General features: G+C 61.9%; 20 protein-coding genes. 17 read left to right on the top strand and 3 right to left on the bottom strand.

Going from position 1 to position 25,477, the window contains the following annotated elements; translation table 11 throughout:
• Positions 1–36 precede the first annotated feature (36 nt).
• A complete protein-coding gene (locus J2X24_RS18345; RefSeq protein WP_209724816.1) occupies positions 37–1,059 on the bottom strand; it encodes a LacI family DNA-binding transcriptional regulator in 1,023 nt (340 codons plus the stop codon).
• Between the two features lie 454 nt (positions 1,060–1,513).
• Here J2X24_RS18345 and J2X24_RS18340 point away from each other — a divergent pair, with 454 nt between their 5' ends.
• The 6 genes from J2X24_RS18340 (at position 1,514) to J2X24_RS18315 (ending at position 11,694) form a co-directional block, all read left to right on the top strand.
• On the top strand, positions 1,514–4,660 hold the full coding sequence (locus J2X24_RS18340) for a TonB-dependent receptor (protein WP_209724814.1): 3,147 nt from the start codon (positions 1,514–1,516) through the stop codon (positions 4,658–4,660).
• A gap of 368 nt (positions 4,661–5,028) precedes the next feature.
• Positions 5,029–6,564: a tryptophan halogenase family protein gene (locus tag J2X24_RS18335; RefSeq protein WP_209724812.1), complete on the top strand. Its 1,536-nt coding sequence runs from the start codon at positions 5,029–5,031 to the stop codon at positions 6,562–6,564.
• A 25-nt stretch (positions 6,565–6,589) separates the two neighbouring features.
• Entirely contained in the window at positions 6,590–8,128 is a 1,539-nt protein-coding gene (locus tag J2X24_RS18330; protein WP_209724810.1) for a tryptophan halogenase family protein, read from the top strand.
• Between the two features lie 28 nt (positions 8,129–8,156).
• Positions 8,157–10,475, top strand: a complete 2,319-nt coding sequence (locus tag J2X24_RS18325) for a beta-glucosidase family protein (protein ID WP_209724808.1) — start codon at positions 8,157–8,159, stop codon at positions 10,473–10,475.
• Positions 10,476–10,708: 233 nt separating this feature from the next.
• Positions 10,709–11,308 carry an NAD(P)H:quinone oxidoreductase gene (wrbA, locus tag J2X24_RS18320; RefSeq protein ID WP_209724805.1) on the top strand — a complete coding sequence of 200 codons (600 nt, stop codon included), beginning with the start codon at positions 10,709–10,711 and terminating at the stop codon, positions 11,306–11,308.
• Complete coding sequence (locus J2X24_RS18315; RefSeq protein WP_209724803.1) at positions 11,308–11,694, top strand: OsmC family protein; 387 nt, start codon at positions 11,308–11,310, stop codon at positions 11,692–11,694. The genes wrbA and J2X24_RS18315 overlap by 1 nt, the downstream gene beginning before the upstream one ends.
• A 63-nt stretch (positions 11,695–11,757) precedes the next feature.
• Here J2X24_RS18315 and J2X24_RS18310 read toward each other — a convergent pair whose 3' ends face one another.
• Entirely contained in the window at positions 11,758–12,297 is a 540-nt protein-coding gene (locus J2X24_RS18310; RefSeq protein ID WP_209724801.1) for a DUF1993 domain-containing protein, read from the bottom strand.
• Positions 12,298–12,587: 290 nt separating this feature from the next.
• Between J2X24_RS18310 and J2X24_RS18305 the strand changes: the two genes are divergently transcribed.
• The 4 genes from J2X24_RS18305 (at position 12,588) to J2X24_RS18290 (ending at position 14,732) form a co-directional block, all read left to right on the top strand.
• Positions 12,588–13,166: a YceI family protein gene (locus J2X24_RS18305; protein WP_209724799.1), complete on the top strand. Its 579-nt coding sequence runs from the start codon at positions 12,588–12,590 to the stop codon at positions 13,164–13,166.
• A gap of 57 nt (positions 13,167–13,223) precedes the next feature.
• Positions 13,224–14,042, top strand: a complete 819-nt coding sequence (locus tag J2X24_RS18300; RefSeq protein ID WP_245344933.1) for a DODA-type extradiol aromatic ring-opening family dioxygenase — start codon at positions 13,224–13,226, stop codon at positions 14,040–14,042.
• 112 nt (positions 14,043–14,154) lie between these two features.
• Positions 14,155–14,460, top strand: a complete 306-nt coding sequence (locus J2X24_RS18295; protein WP_209724797.1) for an antitoxin of toxin-antitoxin stability system — start codon at positions 14,155–14,157, stop codon at positions 14,458–14,460.
• On the top strand, positions 14,457–14,732 hold the full coding sequence (locus tag J2X24_RS18290; protein ID WP_209724796.1) for a type II toxin-antitoxin system RelE/ParE family toxin: 276 nt from the start codon (positions 14,457–14,459) through the stop codon (positions 14,730–14,732). The genes J2X24_RS18295 and J2X24_RS18290 overlap by 4 nt, the downstream gene beginning before the upstream one ends.
• On the opposite strand, the gene J2X24_RS18285 is transcribed toward J2X24_RS18290, so the two are convergent.
• A complete protein-coding gene (locus J2X24_RS18285) occupies positions 14,729–15,580 on the bottom strand; it encodes an NUDIX domain-containing protein (RefSeq protein ID WP_209724794.1) in 852 nt (283 codons plus the stop codon). The two genes, J2X24_RS18290 and J2X24_RS18285, sit on opposite strands and share 4 nt — an antisense overlap.
• A 182-nt stretch (positions 15,581–15,762) precedes the next feature.
• Between J2X24_RS18285 and J2X24_RS18280 the strand changes: the two genes are divergently transcribed.
• The 7 genes from J2X24_RS18280 (at position 15,763) to J2X24_RS18250 (ending at position 25,405) form a co-directional block, all read left to right on the top strand.
• Positions 15,763–17,352, top strand: a complete 1,590-nt coding sequence (locus J2X24_RS18280; RefSeq protein WP_209724792.1) for a sodium:solute symporter family transporter — start codon at positions 15,763–15,765, stop codon at positions 17,350–17,352.
• A 74-nt stretch (positions 17,353–17,426) separates the two neighbouring features.
• On the top strand, positions 17,427–18,344 hold the full coding sequence (locus J2X24_RS18275) for a glycoside hydrolase family 16 protein (RefSeq protein WP_209724790.1): 918 nt from the start codon (positions 17,427–17,429) through the stop codon (positions 18,342–18,344).
• Between the two features lie 98 nt (positions 18,345–18,442).
• Positions 18,443–20,020, top strand: a complete 1,578-nt coding sequence (locus tag J2X24_RS18270) for a tryptophan halogenase family protein (protein ID WP_209724788.1) — start codon at positions 18,443–18,445, stop codon at positions 20,018–20,020.
• Between the two features lie 72 nt (positions 20,021–20,092).
• Positions 20,093–21,694, top strand: a complete 1,602-nt coding sequence (locus tag J2X24_RS18265; protein WP_209724786.1) for a tryptophan halogenase family protein — start codon at positions 20,093–20,095, stop codon at positions 21,692–21,694.
• Positions 21,695–21,865: 171 nt separating this feature from the next.
• The gene (locus J2X24_RS18260) at positions 21,866–22,087 is read left to right on the top strand and encodes an AbrB/MazE/SpoVT family DNA-binding domain-containing protein (RefSeq protein ID WP_209724784.1); all 222 of its coding nucleotides are present in this window, start codon (positions 21,866–21,868) and stop codon (positions 22,085–22,087) included.
• A gap of 3 nt (positions 22,088–22,090) precedes the next feature.
• The gene (locus J2X24_RS18255; protein WP_209724782.1) at positions 22,091–22,501 is read left to right on the top strand and encodes a death-on-curing protein; all 411 of its coding nucleotides are present in this window, start codon (positions 22,091–22,093) and stop codon (positions 22,499–22,501) included.
• Positions 22,502–22,627: 126 nt separating this feature from the next.
• Positions 22,628–25,405 carry a bifunctional diguanylate cyclase/phosphodiesterase gene (locus J2X24_RS18250; protein WP_209724780.1) on the top strand — a complete coding sequence of 926 codons (2,778 nt, stop codon included), beginning with the start codon at positions 22,628–22,630 and terminating at the stop codon, positions 25,403–25,405.
• Positions 25,406–25,477 lie beyond the last annotated feature (72 nt).

Raw genomic sequence — 25,477 nt, 5'->3', positions numbered from 1 at the left:
ATAAAGGCGGCCTCCCGGGAGGCCGCCTTTGGTTTTTCAGCCCTTGAGGGGCGCGGTCGATTCCCGCGCGATCAGTTCGTGCGGTATAATGTGGCGCGGCTGGATATCGGAGGCCCGCACCGTGTCGCCGGCCGCATTGAGGATCTGCAACGTGCGACGCGCCATGTCGAGATAGGGCTGGCGAACCGTGGTCAGGGCCGGCCAGATGGCCGACGCAATCGGCGCGTCGTCGAAGCCGACGACGGACAGGTCTTCGGGAATACGCAACCCCATCCTGTGCGCCACCGAACAGGCCGCCGCCGCCATCTCGTCGTTGGAGACAAAGATGGCGGTCGGGCGCTCCGGCAGGCTCAGCAGCTTTTCGGCCGCGGCAATGCCGGTCTTGAAGGTGAACAGGCCTTCGGCGAAATAGTCCTTTGGCGGCCGCGGGCGGCCCGACGCGTCGAAAGCCTCGTGGAATCCCTGCCGGCGCAACAAGGCCGCGGCGTGGTCGGGATGCCCCGCGATATGAGCGATTTTCGTGTGCCCCAGCGACAGCAGGTAGTCCGTGATATCGCGCGCAGCCACGCGGTCGTCCATGGCGACAGAAGGATAGTGGCTGTCGGGCGTCGTCGGTGAGATCAGCACACAGTGAATGTTGCGCGTCTTCAGGAGCGCCTTCAGCGGTCCGAAGTCGCACAGCGGTGGCAAGAGAACCATCGAGCGAATCTGGGCGTCGGTGATGAAGCGGTCAACATCGGCGAGATAGTCCGGCTGGCCGTGTTCGAACAGTTCCATGGCGACGTAGTTGCCGGTTTCCATGGAGGCCATCAGCATGGCGTGGTGGAAACGGCCCTGATAACCGCTGGCCGGATCTTCGAGCAGCATGCCGACGGACGTCTTGGTCTTGCCCAGGCGCAACGACCGGGCCTGAGTGTTGGGCCGGTAGTCGAGCTTGCTCATGGCCTCGAGGACGCGTTCGCGCGTATTGTCCTTGACGGCCCGGTCCTCATTCAGGACACGCGACACCGTCTTTGCCGAAACCCCGGCCAGTTCGGCCACATCATAGATGGTCGACATAATTTAGCTTTATAACTCCCGGTGCCGGAACGGCCGACCAATTCATAACGTGGTTGCGCTAACATGCCAATGGCCCCTTTGGTCGACCACCATAACGTGCATTTTATAGACGCAACCCCATGTGATGCAAGCTTGCAACATCCTGACAGACAAAGCTGAACATTTCATGCCTACAAATGACATCGATGGACAAAATGCTTGACATCTTTTTGTCCATTCGCCAAGTGTGCCAATGCCGGTTTTGTCGATTTTACCGAGCATAACAGCAAAAATAGCAGGGTATGTTCATAATATCATATGTTTATCAATGTCATTATAAATGACATCGATGACATGCCATATGTCCGGAAAGACAATCCGACAGGCGGAACCGGGATATCAGTAGGCGTACACACCGGCAAAGAACGGTGACTCATAAGCAATAACTCGGACAAGGATTAGGGACGGATCACACATGTCATCACACCTTAATGGTAAGAAGGCGTTGAAGCTGGCGTTCAGCACGCTGCTCTGCTCGGGCGTTTCCATGCTCGCGCTGTCTTCGGGCGCGATCGCCCAGGACACGGCGGCGCCCGCCGCGGAGCCCGTGGAAGACCAGGTTGTCATCGTCAAGGGCGTGCGCGGCTCGCAGTTGCGCGCGGTCGACATCAAGAAGCGGGCGATCGCCCAGGTCGACGGCATCTCGGCCGAAGACATCGGCAAGCTGCCGGACACCACCATCGCCGACTCGCTGCAGCGCGTGCCCGGCATCCAGATCATCCGTGAAGCCGGTGAAGGCGCCAGCGTCCAGATCCGCGGTCTGGGCCAGACCTACACCCTGATGAACGGGGAACAGTACCTGTCAGCCGGCAATATCGGCCAGGCCCAGGCCAACTTCCTCGACGTGCCGTCCCAGCTGATGAGCGGCGTCGTCGTCTATAAGTCGGTCGACCCGCGCACGCCGCTGGCCGGCATTTCGGGCACGATCGACCTGCAGACCCGCCGCCCGTTCCAGATGCCGAAGGGCCTCAGCCTGACGGGCGCGGCCGAAGCCTCGCGCGGCGACTACACCAAAGAAAACGACTATATGGTCAACGGGCTCGCCTCATGGCGCAATGACCGTATCGGCATCCTGGCCAGCGTCGCCATCGGCGACACGACCAACGGCAACAACTACTCCGGTTCCGGCGGCGGCGTCTTCTCGCAGAACGACTGGGGCGCGGGCCAGCCGCAGAACTTCATCGCGCCGCACGGCTTCGAAGTCTACAACCGCTCGATCCAGCGCAAGCGCACCGGCGCCAACCTGTCGTTCCAGGCTAAACTGGACGACGGCTGGACCCTGACCGGCGACGTGTTCTACGCCAAGCTCGAAGAACACAATCGCGCCATGGGCCTGAACATCTCCAACCGCTGGGACGGCGGCGCGTTCGCGACCTGGCTGACGCCCGATGAGCACACCGATACCGGCCTGGATGATTCGAACGGCACGCCGTGGTGGAACGTGTCGTCTTACGACATCAACGCCCAGTGGCTGAATTCGTTCACCGTCAACCGGACCAACAATTCGGAATCGACCAACTATAACCTCGAGCTGAAGTACGACAACGGCGGCAAGTTCACTGCCGAAACCCGCTTCATCAGCGCCCGCGCCAGCCGCCTCAGCATGAACGGCCAGGTCCAGGGCGACCTGTCGAACTGGCAGTATGATGCGGCGGCCCCGGGTGAATTCACTCTGTTCCGCAATCCGGATGACCGCTCGCGCGGCACCTTCTATCCGGCAGACATCTGTTCGAAATTCCCGGCCTCTCAGCGCTCGAACGCCATCACCGGTTCGGCCGGCGGCTGCTACCTCAACCCGAACCCGGAAGGCTATAACTCCAACCCGCTCCTGCACGTCGACTTCGCAGGCGGCAATGCGGTGTTCGACGGCTTTGGCGACGTCATGGCCCGCGCAGGCGGCCTGGGCGCCGGCAAGACGACCGCCGACTACATGGCCAACCTGAACTCCTACCGCGTCGGCGCCTTCTCGTCGGAAGGCAATAACGATGCGTCGTCGACGCTCAACGTGGCCCGTGCAGACGGCCATTACCGCTTCGACGAAAAGGCGCTGGGTATCTTCACCAAACTCGATGCCGGTGTCCGCGTCAGCCAGCGTACGACCGACATCGAACAGTTCCACCTGTTCTCGAACTTCTATGCCGGCAAGGGCGTCCAGGCCAACGGCCAGCCGGTTCCGGCCACGGGCTGCCTTGCCCAGTGGAAGGCCATCGACGTCGTGATGGATCAGGGCCAGTGCTCCGCCGGCGAAATGGTGCCGTCGGCCACCAACCCGGCCGTCATGGTCTTCCAGGGCTATACGGTCAACAAGCCGACGCGCATTGACGAATTCAACAATGTCGTCTTCGTCGAAGGCCTGGGCGGCGACACCGCCTCCGGCATTCCGGGCTTCTGGGCCGTCGATCCCAAGGACTTCGACGATGTCCGCTCGTTCCACGAGAAGGTCTTCGGCGGCGCGGTTCCGATCACGGTTCCGGGCCAAACCTACGAAGTCAACATGTACGAGAACAATGTCTACGCTTCGGGCGAATTCGAAGTCGGCATCTTCTCGGGTAATGTCGGCGTCCGTGTCATCCAGACCGAACTGAACGTCAAGCAGAACGTGACTGGCGACACCCTGGCCTATGGCGACACCAATGCCGATACCGGCGACACGGTCACCAACCGCAAATACACCGACGTCCTGCCGTCGCTGAACATCAATGCCGATGTCACCGACCAGTTCAAGGTGCGCTTCGGCTATGCCAAGACCATGCAGCCGCTGGACCTGGGCAACTACGGCGGCTCGATCAAGATCAACACCAATGACGATCCGGGTCACGTCCCGCCGCGCCGCGTGGTCACCTCGGCCAACTCGAACGGCAACCCGTACCTCGATCCGTGGCGCTCGACCAACACCAACCTGTCGGCGGAATACTACCTCGGCCGCGGCTCGGTCCTCAGCGCCGCCATCTTCGACATGCAGATCAAGAGCTTCGTCGTCGGCGGCCAAATCCTGTCGGCACCGGGCCAGTTCGTCAACTCCGACGGTTCGCCCGCCGGCGCCGTGCCGATCTTCCTGCCCATCCAGGGCGACAGCGGCAAGGTCCAGGGCCTCGAACTCGGCGCCAAGATCGCCCTTGCCGACTTTGTCGACGGCGGCTTCCTGTCCAACCTGGGCGTCGACACCAACTACACCTATTCGCCGTCCGAATCCGGCGATGTCGGCCTCGATGGCGAAAAACTGCCCTTCTTCAATAACTCGCGCGATCAGTTCAACCTGATCGGCTGGTATCAGGACGACAAGCTGCAGATCCGCGTCGCCTACAACTACCGCAGCGAGCGCCTGCAGAACATCGCCAGCCTGGTGGACAACTCGAAGATTCCGATCTTCGCCGAAGCCACCAACTTCATCGACGTCAACGCCACCTACGATGTCACCGACCGCGTGTCGCTGTACTTCAACGGCTCGAACGTCACGGGCGAAACGGAAACGTATAACTATCACTTCGGCGACTCGAAGCAGTACGCGTTCCAGAACCAGTTCGAACCGCGCTACACCCTGGGCGTCCGCGCCAAGTGGTAAGCTGAAACGGCGCCGGATGCGGCAGGTCCGCATCCGGTGTCACCTAAGAGATTGCGAAGCCGGCGGGGACCGGCGCGCACAGAAGTCCCATATCCGCCTGCGAACATTGCTCCCTGGGTGTGGACGTACCGGATATGCGGTCCAGGAACATGTTGGGCGTGGTTCTTCCGCCCCATTGGTTTCTGTCTTCCCCAACTGACAGGTCTCGGGCCCCTTGCCGGGGACGTGATTTCCCTCCCGTGCAAAATGGCTTAAGACTTTTGCACGGGAGCTTTTTTTCGCAGCGCGTTCGAGGACGCGCAACTACAGACCTTTCGCGGATCAGGCGTCAGACCGGACCGCGCACAGTGAAACGCTCGGGGAGTGTTATGGCAAGCATCGGGGGCGACAGGCGCCTGTCTCGTATCGTCATTCTGGGCGGGGGAACCGCCGGCTGGATGACCGCCGCGTCTCTGGTTAACCATTACCGCAATACACCGATCGCGATTACTCTGGTCGAATCGCTGGCCATCGGCACGATCGGCGTCGGCGAAGCCACCATTCCAACATTGCGCCGTTTCTATGCGGCTCTGGGCATGACCGATTACGACGTCATCGCCGCCACGCAGGCCTCGTGCAAGCTCGGCATCCGCTTCAACGGCTGGAAGCGCGAAGGCGAAAGCTTCATCCATCCCTTCGGCGCCTTCGGCCACGACTTCGGCGGCGTTGGCTTCCATCACTTTTGGAACCAGTACCGCGACGCCTTCGGCCTGAAGGACCTCGACGACTTCGCCATGGGCGCGGCGTTGGCCAAGGCCGGCAAATTCGCCCTGCCCTCGCCGACCATAGATTCCTATACCCAGTTCGACTGGGCGCTGCATTTCGACGCCAGCCTGTTCGCCAACCATATGCGCGATTTCGCGAAAGCGCGCGGCGTCCGACATATCGATGCGGTGCTGAAGGACGTCACGCTCGACCCTGAAAACGGCCACATCACGTCGCTTAACCTCGACAATGGCCAATCAATCGAGGGGGATCTGTTCATCGACTGCTCGGGCTTCCAGGCCTTGCTCATCGGGAAGGCGTTGGGCGTCGGCTACGAGGATTACGGCCAATGGCTGTTCTGCGACAGCGCCGTTGCCCAGCAGAGCGAGCGCGTCAGCGTTCCCAATGTCTATACCGACGTCACGGCGCGCCCTGCGGGCTGGCAATGGCATATCCCGTTGCAGCACCGCTCCGGCAACGGCCACGTCTATGCATCGGCCCACATGTCGGACGACGAAGCCATCGGCGTTCTGGCCGACAGCCTGCCCGGCAAGCCTATCACCGAGCCGCGCGTGATTCGCTTCCGTCCAGGCCGGCGCGCCAAGGCCTGGGAGAAGAACTGCATCGCCGTCGGATTGAGTTCCGGTTTTCTGGAACCGTTGGAGTCGACCTCGATCGCCCTCATCCAGACCGGCATCGAACGTCTCCAGATGCTGCTGCCCGTTGATGGCTTCGACGAGATGCTGGTCGACGAGCATAACGACATGGCGAAGCGCGAGATGGAACGGACCCGCGACTTCATCATCCTGCACTACAAGCTCAATCAGCGCGGCGACAGCGACTTCTGGAAAGAGGCCGCCGCCATGGACCTGCCCGATACGCTCCAGCGCAAGATCGACCTCTATCAGCGCCGCGGCCACTTTGTCCGCTACCGCTGGGAGATGTTCCACCCGGCGTCCTGGCTGGCCATCTATGCCGGCTTCGATGTCTGGCCCGACAGCATCGATCCCGCGGTCGGGCAACTGACGCCAGCCGAGGTGCGTTCGCGCCTGCTGCATATCCGCCAGGAAATTGACGCGACGGTAAAGGCCGCGCCTCCGCACCGTGCCTTCCTTGACCATTGCAATCGCCTTTCAGGAGGACACCGTGTCTCCGCATAAAGAACCGCAAATGCCAGAGAGCCTGATGAAAGATCCGAACGAGATCCGCGACGTCGTCATCTGCGGCGGCGGCACGGCCGGCTGGATGGCGGCCGCCCTGTTCGCCGTGCACATGCCTGGCGCCCGCGTCCGGCTGATCGAATCGGAAGAGATCGGCACGATCGGCGTCGGCGAATCGACCATCCCGCCCTTCCTGGGCCTGATTGCCAATCTCGGCATCAACGAACAGGACTTCATCCAGAAGACGCAAGCCAGCTTCAAGCTCGGCATCCGCTTCGAGAACTGGCTGACCAGGCGCCACAGCTACTTCCACCCGTTCGGCCAGATCGGCGCGGCCATAGAGGGCAACGACTTCTACCACTGCTGGCTGAAGGCCAGGCTCGAAGGCCATGACAGTGCGCTCCAGGACTTCGCCCCCGCCTCGGTCATGGCGGCTGAGGGCCGGTTCATGCTGCCGCAGAAGGCGCCGCGCACGCCGATCGCCTCCGCCAACTACGCCTTGCACGTCGACGCCAAGCTGGTGGCGCAATATCTCCGAAGCCACGCCGAAAAGTTCGGCGCCATCCGCACCGAGGGGTTGATCGAAACCGTCAACCAGGCGCCCAACGGCAATGTCCGCTCGCTGGTGCTCAAGTCCGGCGAGGAGATCAGCGGCGACCTGTTCGTCGACTGCACCGGCTTCCGCGCGCTTCTGATTGGCAAGACCCTGGGCGTCGAATACGAAAGCTGGGCCGACCAGCTTCTGTGCAACCGCGCCGTCGTCTGCCAGACCGAGAACGTAGGTGAGCCCGCCCCCTATACGCTTGCGCAAGCGCAGGACTATGGCTGGCGCTGGCGCATCCCGCTCCAGCACCGCTCGGGCAACGGCTACGTCTTCTGCAAGGACTATATCTCCGATGACGAAGCGACCGCGACCCTTCTCAGCCAGGTCGAGGGTAAGGTCGTGGCCGGTCCGATGATCGTGCCGTTCACAACCGGCATCCGCAAGCAGGTCTGGTCGAAGAACGTTCTGTCGCTGGGCCTGGCCTCAGGCTTTATCGAGCCGCTGGAATCGACGGCCATTCACCTCGTCTACCGCACGCTCGACTTCTTCTTCCGCTACTTCCCGGACAAGTCGTTCAATCCGGCCCTGCAGGCCGATTTCAACCGCCGTATCTATAATGACTACGACGAGATCAAGGACTTCATCATCCTGCACTATTGCGTGACGCAGCGCGACGACACGGAGTTCTGGCGGCGCGTCAAGTCGGACCCGATCCCCGATAGCTTGCGGGCCAAGCTCGATGTCTTCCGTGCGTCCGGCGCCTTGCGCGAAACCGGTCCGGAAGAGCTGTTCCGCCAGCCGTCGTGGTATTCGGTGCTGGAAGGCATGGGGGTCAGACCCTATCGCTACAACTTCCTCACCGACCGGCTGGATAGTGCCCAGTTGCATCATTTGCTGAACGAAGTGAAGCCGCAACTGCAGAGTTTTGTGCAAACCTTGCCAGCGCTGTCAGACTTCCTTAGAACCTATTGTCCAGCCGATCCCATGACATCGTCAACAGCCCATTTCGCCGCCGAATAGACCCCATAAGAGAGACGGAAACGCCCGAATGACCCTGAACAAACTCGCCCTTTTGAGTGCCTCGGCCCTGATCGCCTTCGGCCCTATGGCCGCTGTGGCGCAGACCAATACGACGAACAATGCCCCCAAGGCCGCGGCCGCGCCGACCGATGGCCCGGCCGAACGTCCCTGGATGAACAAGAGCCTCAGCGCCGACCAGCGCGTCGACCTCCTCCTCAAGGAAATGACCCTGGCGGAAAAGCTGCAGCTGACCTTTGGCTACTTCTCGACCAAGGCGCCGTGGCAGGTCAACAAGATCAAGAATTTCGCCGTGCCTGAAGAAGGCCTGCCCTTCTCGGCCGGTTTCGTCCCGGGCATCCCGCGCCTGGGCATCCCGAACCAGTGGCAGACCGATGCCGGCGTCGGCGTCGCCACCCAGACGGTTCCGGCCGCCGACAAGGCCGCCGACCTGCCGCGTGGACGCACCGCCCTGCCGTCGGGCATCGCCACGGCCGCGACCTGGAACCCGGACCTCGCCTACGCCGGCGGCGCCATGATCGGCCGCGAAGCCTTCCTTTCCGGTTTCAATGTCCAGCTAGCCGGCGGCATGAACCTGATGCGCGACGCGCGTAACGGCCGCAACTTCGAATATGGCGGCGAAGACCCCCTGTTAGCCGGCGTCATCACCGGCAAGGAAATCGCCGGCATCCAGTCGAACAATGTCATCTCGACCATGAAGCACTTCGCCTTCAACGGCCAGGAAACCAACCGCTTCAACATCGACCACCAGATTTCGGACAAGGCTGCGCGCGAATCCGATCTGCTGGCCTTCCAGATCGCCAACGAGATCGGCAAGCCGGCCTCGATCATGTGCGCCTATAACCGCGTCAACGGCTTCTATGCCTGCGAAAACAACTGGCTGCTCAACGAAGTCCTGAAGACCGACTGGGGCTACAAGGGCTATGTTCTGTCCGACTGGGGCGCCGTCCACTCGACCATCCCGGCCGCCAACCAGGGCCTGGACCAGCAGTCGGGCTGGGCATTTGACCGCTCGAACTATTTCGAAGGACCTTTGCGCGAAGCCGTCAACAACGGCTATGTTTCGCAAGAGCGCGCCACCGACATGGCGCGCCGCATCCTGTGGGCCATGTTCGACACCGGCCTGTTCGACAATCCGGTCAAGGGCGACCAGTCGGCGACCATCGACTTCAAGGCGCACGCCGCGATCACGCAAGCCGATGCCGAAGAAGCCATCGTCCTGCTGAAGAATACGCCGGGCCTGCTGCCGCTGTCGAAGACCGCCAAGTCGATCCTGATCGTCGGCGCCCACGCCGATGTCGGCGTCCTGTCCGGCGGCGGCTCCAGCCAGGTCTATCCGGTCGGCGGCTCGCCCGTCGCCGACGAATTCGGCAAAGGCTTCCCTGGTCCGAAGACCTGGTATCCGTCTTCGCCGATGAAGGGCATTCAGGCCCGCACGCAGGCCACCGTCACCTATCTCGACGGCAAGGACCTGAAGGCGGCTGCCGCTGCCGCCAAGAAGGCCGATGTCGTGCTGGTTTTCGCCGAGCAGTGGACGGGCGAGTCGATCGATGCGCCGGACCTGAACCTGCCGGACAACCAGGACAAGCTGATCGACACGGTCGCCCGCGCCAACAAGAAGACCGTCGTCGTTCTGCAAACCGGCGGCCCGGTCGTTATGCCGTGGCTGTCGAAGGTCGGTGCCGTGCTCGAAGCCTGGTATCCCGGCACGGCCGGCGGCGAAGCCATAGCCCGTGTCCTGACCGGTGAAGTCAATCCGTCGGGCCACCTGCCGGCGACCTTCCCGGCCTCGCTGGCCCAGACACCACGTCCGGTCCTGGAAGGCGATCCGAAGCTCGACCACGACTCTCACCCGATGAGCGACTACAATATCGAAGGCGCGGCCATCGGCTATAAGTGGTTCGACAAGAAGGGTCTGAAGCCCCTCTTCGCCTTCGGCCACGGCCTCAGCTACACGACCTTCGCCACCTCCAACCTGTCGGCGCAGCCGTCGGGCAAGGGTGTGAAGGTGTCGGTGCGCATCACCAATACCGGCAAGGTCGTCGGCAAGGACGCTGTCCAGGTCTATGTCTCGCCTTCGGCGGATGCGGGCTGGGAAGCGCCCAAACGCCTCGGGGCGTTTGCCAAGGTCGACCTGAAGCCCGGCGAGTCGAAGGACCTGTCGCTCGACGTCGATCCGCGCCTGCTGGCAACCTATGACTCGGCTTCCAAAACCTGGACGGTCAAGGCCGGCGAGTACAAGGTCCTGACCGGCAATTCGGCCACCGACCTGACCCAGACAGCGACCGTCACGCTTTCGCAGCAGACGCTCAACGTTCGCGGCCAGTAAGTCAGGCGTCCCCAAAATGAAAGCGCCGCCTGTTCCACGGGCGGCGTTTTGTTTTTCACCTCTCCCCTCTTGAGGGGAGAGGACGAGAGCCGAGTGAAACGAAGGCGATCGGGTGAGGGGCTTCAAGCCGCCTCCCCTAACATCCTTGTGATCACTGAAAAGCGAGCTTGCAATCTTATATGTAACTGAATTAGTTACGGCCCGCGCGTCTTATAGCAAAAGGATACCAAGCCATGACCAAGGTCCTCGTTCTCTACTATTCCGCCTATGGCCACATCGAGACCATGGCTAAGGCCGTTGCCGACGGCGTGCGCGAAGCCGGCGCCGAAGCCATCATCAAGCGCGTACCCGAAACCGTACCGGACGACATCGCCAAGGCGTCACACTACAAGCTGGACCAGGAGGCCCCGATCGCCACCGTCGATGAACTGGCCGATTACGACGCCATCATTATCGGCGTCGGCACGCGCTATGGCCGCATGGCGTCGCAGATGACCGCCTTCCTCGACAAGACCGGCGGCTTGTGGGCACGTGGCGCACTGCATGGCAAGATCGGCGGCGCCTTCTCGTCGACGGCCACCCAGCACGGCGGCCAGGAAACGACGCTGCTGTCGATCATCACCAACATGCTGCATTACGGCATGACGATCGTTGGCTTGAACTACGGCTTTGCCGGCCAGATGAAGCTCGACGAAGTCACCGGCGGCTCGCCCTACGGCGCGACCACCATTACCGGCGGCGACGGTTCGCGCCAACCCAGCGCCAATGAACTGGACGGCGCCCGCTATCAGGGCCGCAAGGTCGCCGAGGTCGCCATCAAGGTTCACGGTTGATGGCCCGCGCCACGGCTCATATCGGCACGGACGACTACGCCACCCAAATCGTCGCGGGCGGTCACAAGCTGACCAGCGACGAGCCGTCCGACAATGGCGGCAAGAATGTCGGGCCCGCGCCCTATGACCTGCTGCTCGCAAGTTTGAGCGCCTGCACGGCTATTACGTTGCGCATGTATGCCGAGCGCAAGGGCTGGGACCTCAAGGCCGCCGATGTCGCCCTGCACTTCTACCGCGTCGAGGACAAGGAGATCATCGACCGGGTCGTGACCCTGACCGGCGATCTCGATGAGGCGCAGATCGCGCGCCTGCTCGATGTCTGTGAACGTACGCCGGTGACCAAGACCCTGAAGACCGGCCTGACGATCAATACGTCACGCGGCTGACATTGGAATAAACAAAACCCTCCGGACGTTCGTGTCCGGAGGGTTCTTTTCAACAATCGCTGCTTAACCGCCCAGGAAGTCCGGCTTGCCCAGCGGCACGCCCGAATGGCGCAGAATGGCGTAGGCCGTGGTCACATGGAAGAAGAAGTTCGGAATGGCGAAGCCGGTCAGGTAGGCCAGGCCGGTAAATTCAAAAGTCCTGTTCGGGAACTTCATCACGATCTGGCGGGTCTCCGAGCCCACGAAGCCCTTGGCATCAACCGACTTCACAAAGTCGATCGTCTTTTGCAGGCGCTCATGCAACTCGGCAAAGGTGCTCTCCGTGTCGGCATAGCTTGGGACCTCGACGCCGCCCAGACGCGCCGCCACGCCCTTGGCATTGTCGCTGGCGAGCTGGATCTGTTTTGCGAAGGGCAGCATGTCAAGCGCCAGGCGCGCATTGAGGACCGTCTCTTCCTTGACGCCTTTTTCCGCCGCCCAGGCTTCGGCCTTGGCCAGGATCTTCTTGAGATTGTTGAGCGCGTTCAGCACGACGGGTACGGATGCCGCATACATGTTGATCTGTGCGGTGTCGTGTTCGAGAACTGCGGATGCCTGGGACATGGAAACCCTCTCTGTGGTCAGGTGATGATGCGATGGATCGCCGCCGATATATAGGAGACACTGTTACGGTTATAAGGCGCGTAACGCATTTTCTTGCGATCGAATTTCGCGCTCCACCGAAGGATGTGGACGGTTGCGCCACAGGATCGACTCAATTCTCAGGCCGTATCCTCGTGCGAAAAATTTCAGGGGGTACGCAAAGCCCCCCTTGAAAGGCCAAACAGTAACTATTATTGTTACGGATGACGGCGCTGTCCTCGGCGCCGATGCCCAGATGAGAGAGACCCGCCATGAATGCCATCAAATCCCTACTTGCCGCCTCCGCCGTCGCCCTCGCCTTTGCCGGCACAGCCGCCTTTGCCGCGCCGGTGACCTATAATATCGAACCGACCCACACTTCGGTGACCTTCTTCTGGGGCCATGGCGGCGGCCTGTCGCGCATGAACGGCAAGTTCATGAATGCCGTCGGCACGGTCGTGCTCGACGAAGCCGCTCCGGCGACCTCCAAGGTCGAGGTCTCGTTCGCCATCGACGGCATCAATACCGGCGTCGCCGCGCTCGACGGTCACCTGAAGACCCCGGATTTCTTCGACGCCGCGCAGTTCCCGACCGCCACCTTCAAGAGCACCAAGGTCGAAGTGACCGGCGCCAAGACCGCCAAGGTCACCGGTGACCTGACCCTGCACGGCGTCACCAAGCCAGTCACGCTTGATGTCACACTCAACAAGATCGCCGACGACAAGAAGAAGGCCGGCTTCAATGCCCGCGGCACCATCAAGCGCAGCGACTTTGGCATTTCACGCTTCATCCCGGCGGTCAGCGACGAGATCGACCTGGAAATCTCATCGGAACTGAACCTGCCGAAGTAAGATTTGCGTATCAGGGGGCGGCATACACCGCCCCCGAACCTTTTAAGGAATACCGACATGTCTTCGCGGATGCCTACCGTCTATATTCCGCATGGTGGCGGTCCGTGCTTCTTCATGGATTGGAACCCGCCGCACATGTGGGATGAAATGGGCGCCTATCTGAAGCGCCTGCCAGGAGATACCGGCGCGCCGAAAGCCCTGCTCATCATCTCGGCCCATTGGGAACAGGCGGATTTCACCGTCCAGACGAAGCCCACCCCTGGCCTCCTCTATGACTATTACGGGTTTCCCGAACATACCTACCGGCTGAACTGGCCGGCGCCGGGTTCGCCGGATCTTGCCGCCCGGGTCATGGAGCTGGCGGGCCGGGCCGGCATCACGGTCAAGGCCGACGACAGCCGCGACTTCGACCACGGCGTCTTTATACCCATGCTGATGGCCTTCCCCGAAGCCGGCATCCCGACCATCCAGCTGTCGATGAAGGCGCCGCTTGATCCCGCCGAGCACATGGCGCTCGGCCGCGCATTGGCTCCGTTGCGCGATGAAGGCGTGCTGATCATCGGCAGCGGCATGAGCTTTCACAGCATTCCCCGCCTGATGGGCCGCGACCCGGCCAACAACAGCGGCCCAGCCTCGCATGCCTTCGATCGCTGGCTGCGCGATACCGTCCTGTCCGATCCGAAGGGCCTTATGAACTGGGCATCGGCGCCCAATGCGCACGACTGTCACCCGCGCGAAGATCACTTGGTTCCCCTCATGGTCGTCGCCGGCGCCGCCAATGGTGATGGCGCCACCGTCACCTATCACGAAGACAGCCTGGGCCCGACGGGCATTGCCCTCAGCGCTTTCCAGTTTGGATCCATGGCGGCGAATTGAAATTTAGGTACTGACGTGGTATATACGTCGTCAGTACATAATTTTATCGCAATATTTAGCCAAAAACCGCTGCACACTTTTTGGCATATTGCTCTGGTTCAGGAGGCCCGCCATGTCCAAGGAAGCCGTCTTTACGCTCAAGCTCGAAGCGGACCTGCGCGACGCCTTCATGAAGGAGGCCGCCGAAAGCCACCGTCCCGCCTCCCAAATCGTCCGTGACTTCATGCGCGAATTCGTCAAGAAGCAGCAAGAACAGCGCGCATACGATGAATGGCTGGACGCCGACCTTGACCGCGCCATCAAGGCTGCGGACGATCCTAATACGAAATGGATTCCGCATGAAGAGGTCGTCGCCGATATGGAGCGGCAACGCCAGTCCCTGCTGAAACGCCTTGCGGAAAATCCTGACGCCGAATGAGCGCACTCTATTGGAACGAAGACGCGCGCGAGGCCCGCGACGCGGCGCTGGAACATACCGCGCGCTCAAGCATTCGTGCGGCACTTAGCCAGTTGGCTGAGGTTCAGAAGCAGACAACCCGATTGCTGACTCACCCTCACCTCGGCCGTCCGGGGCGTAAGAAGAATACACGCGACCTGTCGATCAATCGCACGCCCTTCGTCGTCACCTACCGCATCATCGGCGAGAATATCCAGATCCTGCACTTCCGCCATACGTCGCGCCGGACTTAATCGCCCAGGAAGTGCCTGAGGATCGCACCGTGGTCCTCGAAGAATTGGCCATGATATTGCGCCAGGTCCGCGACCGGCACCCAGCGCGCCTCGGCGGCATCATCCTGGCCTTCGACGCCTGGTAAGGGGCCCGCAGGAAATTCGAAATGGAAGCCATGCGTAATGACACGCCCGCGCGACGAACGTTCCGGATCGTCGAAGACGTGCCTCCCCTTCAGCCGCGCCATGGCCTCGGCATCGGATAACACCAGGCCCGTCTCTTCGCGCAGTTCGCGCAGGGCTGAGTTCAGAAGATATTCATCCGGCTCTATGAACCCTCCCGGAATGGCAAAGTTTCCCCGACCCGGGATGCCGCCCCGCCGGATCAGCAGCACATGCGGCATACCGCGCGGATCGGCATGTACGATTACAGTATCGACGCTCACCAGAATTACCGGATAGGGCGCCATCGCCCAGGCCCGCTTATAGTCCTCGACATAGCGTGCCTCCTCGACCATCCCTGCAAACTCTTCCGTTTGACGGAACCCATCAAGCCATCCGGCAACAGCTGCCGGCGCCGGCACATCCTCGCCGTCAAGAAAGGCGGAGACCAGAGCCGGAACATGCGCGATCGATTCGCCGTTGCGACCGTCCGCCACCGAAATTGTCACCCGTCCCGCGTCCTCGCCCAAGGCCAGGCGAAGCATGTCCGTTCGTTCGGCCACCGTCCAAGGCAGGCGGCTCGATCTCGCCAGGTCCGCGCCGGTCACGACAACCTGCACGCTGCCTGATGACAACGCACGTCGAATGACAGCGACGGCGTCGAATGTCGGCGGCGCGAAACGGCCACGGATTACAGTTTCTGACATGTCGGCTCCCTTGATCGCGGTACCTATACCCCGGTTTGGCCACGGCACAACTATCGGGGTTTCACACACCGTAAAGCTTCAGGATTTATGCTTCCAAATTCCACATTATGTGGTGTACTCAGCCCGCAAATGCCCCAGCAAAAGGGGTAAAGAATCATAACAAAGTCACAGGGTCCCGCCTCATGTTTCAGGCATCCGCCTTAAGCCTGCTCGATATCGGGATCATACTCACCTATTTTGCCGGGCTGCTCGCCTATGGCTGGTTCGACAAGCGCCGGACGCTGAAGGCGCGCGACCACTTCCTGGGCGGCAATTCGGCGACCTGGCCCAAGATCGGCTTCTCGCTTTATGCCTCGACCATATCGGTAACCTCGCTGGTCGGGCTGACCGGCAGCGCTTATGCCCACGGCATCTCCGTCTTCAACTACGAATGGAGCGCGGCCGTTGTCCTGACCGTCTTCTGCGCCTTCGTCCTGCCGACCTATATCCGCAGCCAGGTCTTCACCGTGCCGGAGTTCCTGGAACTGCGCTACGGCCGTTTCGTCCGCACCTACGTGTCGGCGTTATCGATCGTGCTCGGCATCTTCCTCGATGCCGCCGGCGGCCTGTTCGCCGGCGCCGTCCTGTTTCAGCTCCTGTTTCCCGGCTGGGCGCTATGGCAGGTGTGCGTACTTCTGGCCCTGCTGGCCGGCGGCTTTCTCGTCGCGGGAGGCCTGCGCGCAGTCCTGATGGTCGAGTCGGTGCAGGGGCTTGTCCTCGTCATGACCTGCGCGGCGATCGCGTGGTTCACCTTCAATGCCGCCGGCGGGTGGCAGACGGCGCTCAGCAATGTCGCGCCTGAGAATCTGAAGCTGATCAAGCCGGCCGACGATCCGTCCATGCCGTGGACAGGGCTTTTGACCGGCGTGCCCCTGATCGGCTTCTACTTCTGGTGCACCAACCAGACCATGGTCCAGCGCGTGCTCGCCGCCCGTACGCTCGACGACGGCCGGTGGGGCAGCCTGATGGGCGGCGCGCTGAAACTGACCACCCTGTTCCTCGTCGTCCTGCCCGGTGCGGCGACCATTGCCCTCTTCCCCAACCTCGACAAGCCGGACCAGGTCTTCTCGCACATCGTCTTCGATATTTTGCCGCACGGACTGATCGGACTGATCGTCGCCGCCTGCCTGGTGTCGGTCCTGTCGGGGCTGTCGGGCATCTACAATGCGACGTCGACGCTGGTGACCATGGACTTCATCCGCCGGCTGAAACCTGACATGAGCGAGATCGGCCTGGTGCGGACTGGCCAGGTGACGACGGTGGCGGTCATGGCCTTTTCGATCCTGTGGGCGCCGCAGATCATCCATTTCAAGGACACGTTGTGGCAGTACCTGCAGGCCATACTGTGTTATTTCGTGCCGCCGATCGCCGCGGTCTTTATCTGCGGGCTGTTCCTGAAGCGCGCCAATTCCACCGGGGCTGCCGCGGCCCTGGCCTTCGGCACCGCCGCCAGCGTCATCCTTTTCGCCGATGACATCGCATTCAAGATCATCAACCTGCACTTCCTGCTGGCGGCGATCGTCATCTTCGCCGTCAGCCTTGCCGCGCTGTTCGTCGGCAACCGCTACGGCCCGGCGCCCGATCCCGACCGCATCATGCCTCTGATGTTCTCGAAAGATGTATGGGACGCCGAAACGGCCCACCTGAAGACGGTAAAATGGTATCAGAACTACCGCGTCCTCTCGATAGGCCTGCTGATCGTCACGGGCGCCGTCGTCATCGCCTTCTTCTAGACCATCCCACCATGTGAAAAACACGTTGCGGCAAAATGTCATCGATGTCATTAGTTAAGAAAAGAGGACACGCCATGACATCCGCCGATTCCCTGCGCACCACCATCGCCATCGTTTTCAGCTTCGCCGCCCTTGCGGCCTGCGGCGGAGGCTCGGCCCAGACCTCCGGCGGCGGAACAGCCAGCAGCAGTTCCTCTTCCGCCACGGGCCCTGGCCCGACCCAGATCAACGAACCGGGCGGCGTACCCGCCGGCTATTCGCTGCACTGGTCGGACGAGTTCAATATCGACGGCCTGCCCGATCCCGCCAAGTGGAGCTATGACACTGTCCGCAACAAGGACGGTTGGTACAACAACGAAAAGCAATACTATTCGGCCAACCGCCCGGAGAACGCCCGCGTCGAAGGCGGCAACCTGATCATAGAAGCGCGTAAGGAATCCTTGAGCGGCAATGCCGATTGGGGCGGACAGACCTATACTTCCGCGCGTCTGCTGTCGAAGATGAGCTATCAGTACGGACACGTCGAAAGCCGCGCACTTGTCACCTGCCCGAAAGGCTCATGGCCGGCCATCTGGCAGTTGCCGTCGGCGCCTTATAATTCATGGCCGGACGACGGTGAGATTGACATCATGGAATATGTCGGCTGGAACGTCGACAAGATCTATCAGAGCGTCCATACCAAGGCCTATTACCATTCGATCAATACGCAAAAGAACGTACTGACTGACGTACCCAATGTCTGCAATACCTGGCACGTCTATGAAATGACCTGGACCGCCGACCGCATCACCATGGGTATCGACGGCCGTAACTATTTCAGTTTCCGCAATGACGGCTCGGGCGATTACACCAAGTGGCCCTTCACCCACCCGCAGTTCCTGATCCTCAACCTGGCGGTCGGCGGCGATTTCGGCGGGGTCAACGGCGTTGACGACGCATCCCTGCCCTGGCAGTTCAAGGTCGACTACGTCCGGGTCTACACCAAGCCCTGAACACACTCCGCTTTCCAACGATAAGGTGCACGGCGCGCTTGTCGCCGCCTGTCCGCTCATGTTAGCTGTTCCCGAAAAGCCAACGGGGATAGTGCCTTATGACATCGCCACGCAGCATCCTGATCGCCGGTGGCGGAACGGCGGGCTGGCTGACGGCGTGCTACCTGGCAAAGGTCCTGGGCAATGATCCTGGCCGCACGCCCGCCATCACCCTGATCGAAAGTCCGGAGATCGGCGTCATCGGCGTCGGCGAGGGCACCTTCCCGACCATCCGCACGACGCTTCAGACGCTCGGCATCGACGAAGCGACCTTCCTGCGCGAGACGACGGCGACCTACAAACAGGGCATCAAGTTCGTCGACTGGCTGCGCACGCCCAAGGACGGCGGGCATTCGCACTATCTGCACCCTTTCGACGCGCCCTACTGGGTCGAAGGCGCCGGCCTCCTGCCCTACTGGCTGCTGCAGGACAAGGCCGCCCGCGCGCCGTTCGCCGAGGCCGTCACCTTTCAGCCCAGGGTCGCGGATGCCGACAAGGCGCCAAAGCGTCCCTATGAGGGCAACTTCTCGGGCCCTCTGAATTTCGCCTATCACTTCGATGCAGTGAAGTTCGCCCGGCTGCTGGAGCAGCGCGGCGTTACGCTCGGCGTGCGTCACCTGCGCGGCACGATCGGCGATGTGACACTCGACGACGATGGCGCAATCGCCCAGGTGACCTCGCCCGAACACGGGGCGCTCGAGGCCGACCTCTATATCGACTGCACCGGTTTTTCTGCGCTTCTGATCGGCAAGGCTATGGGCGTCGCCCAGACCTCGGTGCGCAAGTACCTGTTCACCGACCGCGCCATCACCTGCCAGGTGCCTTACGAAGCGCCGCAAAGCCCGATCCATTCCTATACCGTCGCAACCGCCCATGAGGCCGGCTGGACCTGGGACATCGGCCTGAGCGAACGGCGCGGCGTCGGCTATGTCTACAGTTCCGATCATACCAGCGACACGCGCGCCGAAGAGGTCGTCCGCGCCTATGCCGGCCCGATGGCGAAGGACGTCGCCACGCGCATCATCAGGTTCGATCCCGGCTATCGCGAAACCCAGTGGGTAAAGAACTGCGTCGCCGTCGGCCTGTCGGCGGGCTTCTTCGAACCGCTCGAGGCCACCGGCATCATCATGATCGAAGTCGCCGCCGGCATGATCGCGGAATTCTTCCCGCATGCGGGACGCGTCGACGCCCCGGCCGACCTGTTCAACCGGCTGATGCGCCAGCGCTGCGAGAAGATCGTCAACTTCCTGAAACTGCACTACTGCCTGACGCGGCGCGACGAACCGTTCTGGCGCGACAACACGGCGGACGAGACCATTCCCTCCGAGTTGCGCCAGATGCTCGAGATGTGGAAGCATCGCCCGCCGTCGCGCTTCGACTTCCTCACCGATGTCGAGACCTTCCCCTATTTCAGCTATCAGTATATCCTTTACGGCATGGACTTCGATACCGACCTGACGGCGGCGCGCGGCTCCTATCCCAATCTCGAGGCCGCGCAGCGCATTTTCGACAAGGTCCGCACCTTTGGCGAGCACGCCGTCAAGGACCTGCCCACCCACCGTGAACTGATCGAACAGGTCTATCGCAACGGCTTTATCGACCGCCAGAAGGACAAGATCGGTAGCAAGAAAGCTTAAATTGGTACTATTGATATAATACCAATCCATGCTAACCTGGCTGGAATTGTACTCCAATGCGGCCGGGAATCCGTGGAACAGCATCATTCTTTACAGCCTCGCCGCGTCCTGATCGCGGGCGGTGGCACCGCCGGCTGGCTGACAGCCTGTTATCTGGCCAAGGTCCTGGGCCAGAACCCCGCGACCTGCCCCCGCATCACCCTGATCGAAAGTCCGGACATCGGCATTATCGGCGTCGGCGAAGGCAGTTTCGCCACTATCCGCACGACGCTCCAGACGCTCGGCATCGACGAAGCGACCTTCCTGCGCGAAGCGACGGCGACGTTCAAACAAGGCATCCGCTTCGCCGACTGGGAGCTCACGCCGGAAAACGGCCGGCACGCCCACTATTTCCACCCGTTCGACCCGCCCTACTTCGTCGACGGCGCCGGCCTCCTGCCCTACTGGCTGCTTGAGGACGAAGCGACGCGTGTGCCGTTCGCCCAGGCCGTTACCTTCCAGAAACGCGTTGCCGAGGCGCAGAAAGCCCCCAAGCGCCTGCACCAGGGCGGCTACGCCGGCCCGCTCAACTACGCCTACCATTTCGACGCCACCAAGCTGGCCAGGCTCCTGTCGAAGCACGCCGTCTCATTGGGGGTTACCCACCTCCAGGGCCGGATCACTGATGTAAGGCTGGGCGACGACGGGGCCATTGCCTCGCTCATGACCGACAGCCAGGGTGAGCTGGACGCCGACCTCTATATCGACTGCACCGGCTTCGCGGCGGTACTGATCGGCAAGGCGCTGAAGTCGCCATATAAATCCGTCAAGCACCAGTTGCTGACCGACAGCGCCATCGCCTGCCAGGTGCCCTATGATGCACCGGATGCCCCCATTGAAAGTTATACGGTTTCCACCGGCCACGAGGCGGGCTGGACCTGGGATATTGGACTCAACAGCCGGCGCGGCGTCGGCTATGTCTATTCGTCCGCCCATACCAGCGACGCCCGCGCCGAAGAGGTCCTGCGCGGCTACGTAGGCCCCAAGGGCACCGACTATTCGACGCGGGTGATCAAGTTCGATACCGGCTATCGCGAAGCCCAGTGGGTCAAAAACTGCGTCGCTATCGGTCTGTCGGGCGGCTTCTTCGAACCGCTGGAAGCGACCGGCATCATGATGATCGAAGTCGCCATCGGCATGCTGACCGAGTTCTTCCCGCACGACGGCCCGATTGATGCCCAGGCGAAGCGCTTCAACACACTGATGACGCTGCGCAACGAGAAGACCGTCAACTTCCTCAAACTGCATTACTGCGTGACCAAACGGCATGAGCCCTTCTGGCGCGACAATGCCGATAGCCGCACCATTCCGGACGAACTGAACGAACTGCTGGCCATGTGGAAGTACCGGCCGCCATCGCGCTTCGACTTCCTGGAGGACGTCGATACCTTTGCCTACTTCAACTACCAGTACATCCTGTACGGCATGAATTTCCGCACGGATATTTCGGCCAAGGCCGGCGGTTTCACCCCGCGTCAGGCGGCGGCCGACGCCACTTTTGCGCGCATCATCCGCTTCGGCGAACAGGCGACCCAGGAGCTGCCGACCCACCGCGCCCTCATCGAACAGGTCTATGCCAGCGGCTTCATCGAAAAGCCGAAAGAAAATTACGTCGCCCTGTCCAAGCGGGCGTAAGCCTTCCTTTGATATGCTCAACCAAGTGTTAAGCCATGATTTGGTACCTTTCGGACGCCATCATGGCCGTGCGTCGATTTTGCGTCCCACACGCGTTGGAACGCATGCCTCGGCACTTGCGCAAATTGATGTTAATACATTAGTATAATCGACACGAAGGCGTTATTTTTCATGGAACTCAAGGTCACGAAGATCGGGAATTCACTGGGCGTCATCCTGCCGCGCGAACTGCTAATCCGGCTGAAGCTGGACAAGGGCGACAGCATTTTCATCACCGAGACGCCCGAGGGATTCCGCATGTCGGCGCTGGATCCCCAGTTTGCCGAGCAGATGCAGACGGCGCGGGCCCTGATGCGCAAACGCCGCAACGTCCTCAACGAACTGAGCAAATAGGCCGTGGCGTTCGTACTTTTGAAAGACGGCATCATCGCGGCCATTCAGGCCGAACTGGCCGCCGAATATGGCGGGCCTGCGGGCCTGCGCGAACTCAGCATGCTTAAGATGCTCATGGCGCGCACCGAGGCCTTGAGCGAAAGCCGGACCGCCGACCTGGCCAGCCTGGCCGCCTGCTACGGCTTTGGCCTGGCCCATGACGAGCTCTTCATGAGCCACAACCTGACGACCGCCCTGCTTACGATTGAAGTCTTCCTATCGCAGAACGGCTACCGCCTCGTCGCCGACGACACGACCTGCTATCTGGGCTTCGGCGTCGTCGCCAACGGGGAACTGAGCGCCGAAGCCTTTGCCAGCTGGATACGCGGCCACATCGTTCCGGTCGACAGTGCAAACGTTACCGCAAGCGTTTAAAATAAGGCACCGCCTTACGCAAAATACTGGAATTAACGGGAAAAAAACGTCGTCAGCCTAAGGTGAGCACCTGAATAGCCGCGCCAGAAGGCGTGGTCCTTTGTGCAAAAGGCCTGGCCCAAGTTTATGTATCGCATTCTCTCCTGTCTCGAAACCGCCCATGACTGGAAGCTGGTCCTCCTGGCCGCTCTGGTTTGCATCGTTTCGTGCGCCGTCACCATCCTTGTCCTCGGCCGCGCGCGCACCATACGGGGCCGCGGGCGCCTGCGCTGGATACTGACGGCCGGCGCGGCCGGCGGTTTCGGTATCTGGGCGACCCACTTCATCGCCATGCTGGCGTTTGATCCGGGCCTGCCCCTGGCCTTCGATCTTCCGCTCACCCTGATCTCGCTGCTGGCTGCCATGGCCATTACCGCCGGCGGCGCGGAAGTCGCTATTTCGCGCGGTTTCAAAGGCTCGGCGCTGGCCGGCGGCGCCGTCATGGGTTCCGGCGTATGCACCATGCATTATCTGGGCATGATGGCCGTCAGCACCCACGGCTACCTGCGCTGGGCCCCGGACCTGGTCATCGCCTCGATCGTCGCGGGTCTTGCCGTCGGCGCCGTCGCCATGTGGGTTTTCGAAAAAAAGACGGCCTGGACGCGCACCGGCGCGGCGGGCCTGCTGGTCCTCGGCATCGTCGCCCACCACTTCACGGCCATGGGCGCCGTCACGGTCGTGCCCGATCCGCGCCACCTGCCCACCGGCCTTGCCCTTTCCCCCGACACCATGTCGCTGATCCTGGCCATCATGGCAGCCGGCGTAATGGGCCTGTGCGCCGCCGCCGTGCGCTGGGGACGGCAAATGGACGACATGCAGGCAGCAAATGATCGCCGCTTCTCGACCCTACTGGAAGGTGTGCGGGACTACGCCATCTTCATGCTCGATCCCGATGGACGCATCGCCAACTGGAACAAGGGCGCGCAACGCATCAAGGGCTACACCGGCGATGAGGTCATCGGCCGGCATTTCGCCGAAGTGTCGGCGATCGACGCCGCCGCCCGGGTCACCGCCGCAGCGGGCCTGAAGACCGCCCTGGAAACCGGCCGCTATGAGGCCGAGGGTTTGCACCGGCGCAAGGACGAGTCGACCTTCTGGGCCCATACCGTCATCACCCCGCTGTATGACGACCAGCAGAAGCTGCTGGGCTTCGCCAATGTCACCCGCGACATCACCGCCCAGAAGGCGGCTCAGGACCAGATCCTGGAGGTATCGCGCAACCTCGACGCCGCGCTGAGCCATATGTCGCACGGCCTTTGCCTGTTCGACGCCAATGAAAAACTGGTTCTCAGCAATTCGCGTTTCAACAGCATCTACGGCCTCGACAGCGATTTCGTGAAGCCGGGCTTGTCGTTGCGCGACCTTCTGGCCGGCATCATAACCTTACGCGAAGGCCATGCGCCCGACGAAGCCAAGCTGGAAGCCTTCCACGCCAAGCACCGCGCCGTCATTTTCCAACCGGGTGGCGGCATTATCGTATCGGAGCTGCTGGCCAACCGCACCCTGTCGATCGCGCACCGCCCCATGCCGTCCGGCGGCTGGGTGACAACCTTCGATGACATCACCGAACGCCGCGCCTCGGAACAGCGCATCGCCCACATGGCGCGCCACGACGGCCTGACCGGACTGCCCAACCGCGTCCATTTCAATGAACATCTCGACACCGAACTCGGCTGGGCCGCCCGTCACGGCGAACAGGTCGCCGTCGTCACCATCGACCTCGACCGGTTCAAGGATATCAATGACCAACGCGGCCACGAAATCGGCGACGAAGCCTTGAAAATCCTGGCTGAGCGCCTGGCGGCGCTGACCGGCGGCGACGGCCGCTTCGTGGCCCGGTTGGGCGGCGACGAATTCGCGGCGGTCAAACGCTTCGACCAGGATACCGATATCGCCGCCTGCGTCGCCGTGCTCTACAACTGCATCTGCGAGCCGATCCTCGTCGACGGCATCGAAGTCACGCTGCAGGCCTCGCTCGGCGTCGCCGTCTATCCGCAGGACGGAAGTCTACGCGAAACCCTGCTCAATAATGCCGACCTTGCACTGTATCGCGCCAAGACACCCGGCGGCGACAAGATCTGTTTCTACGAGCCCGGCATGGACGAAGCCGCGCGCGACCGCCGTGCCCTGGCCAAGGACCTGCAACGCGCCCTGGCGAACAAGGAGTTCCGCGTCTTCTACCAGGTCCAGCAGGACGTCCGGACACGCGAAATCACCGGCTATGAAGCGCTCGTCCGCTGGAAGCATCCGGTGCGCGGCTATGTCTCGCCGGCCGATTTCATCTCGGTGGCCGAAGAAAGCGGCGCAATCGTCGAAATGGGGGCTTGGGTCTTACGCGCCGCCTGTCACGAGGCCGCGTCGTGGAACGACCGGCTGAAGATCGCGGTCAACCTGTCGCCCGTGCAGCTGAACGACGTCAACCTGATCGAGGTCGTGCATTCGGCCCTGGCGGACAGCGGCCTGTCCCCGCACCGGCTGGAGCTGGAAATCACCGAATCGACTATCATCGAGGACAAGATCCGCGCCCTGCACATCCTGCGTCAGATCAAAGCGCTGGGCGTGACCATCGCCATCGACGATTTCGGCACCGGTTACGCCTCGCTCGACACGCTGAACGCCTTCCCGTTCGACAAGATCAAGATCGACCGCTCCTTCCTCATGGAGGCCGACAAGAGCCAGCAGGCGCGCGCCATCGTCCGCGCCATCCTGGCGCTTGGCAGGTCGCTGGACATCCCCGTCCTGGCCGAAGGCGTCGAAACCGAAGGCCAGATGGCGCTGCTGCGTGAGGAAGGCTGCGACCAGGCCCAGGGCTTCCTGCTAGGCCGTCCGCAGGAGGATATCTCCCCGTCCCGCCTGGCGTGCTAAAGCGATATGCCAAAAAGTGCGCAGCGGTTTTGGCTAAATATCGCGGTAAAACAAAAGCCTGGAGCATGATGG

The organism is Asticcacaulis solisilvae, assembly GCF_017875235.1.
GTDB lineage: Bacteria > Pseudomonadota > Alphaproteobacteria > Caulobacterales > Caulobacteraceae > Asticcacaulis > Asticcacaulis solisilvae_A.
The sequence above is the reverse complement of the archived record's forward strand: the minus strand, read 5'-3'. Positions and strand labels throughout refer to the sequence as shown.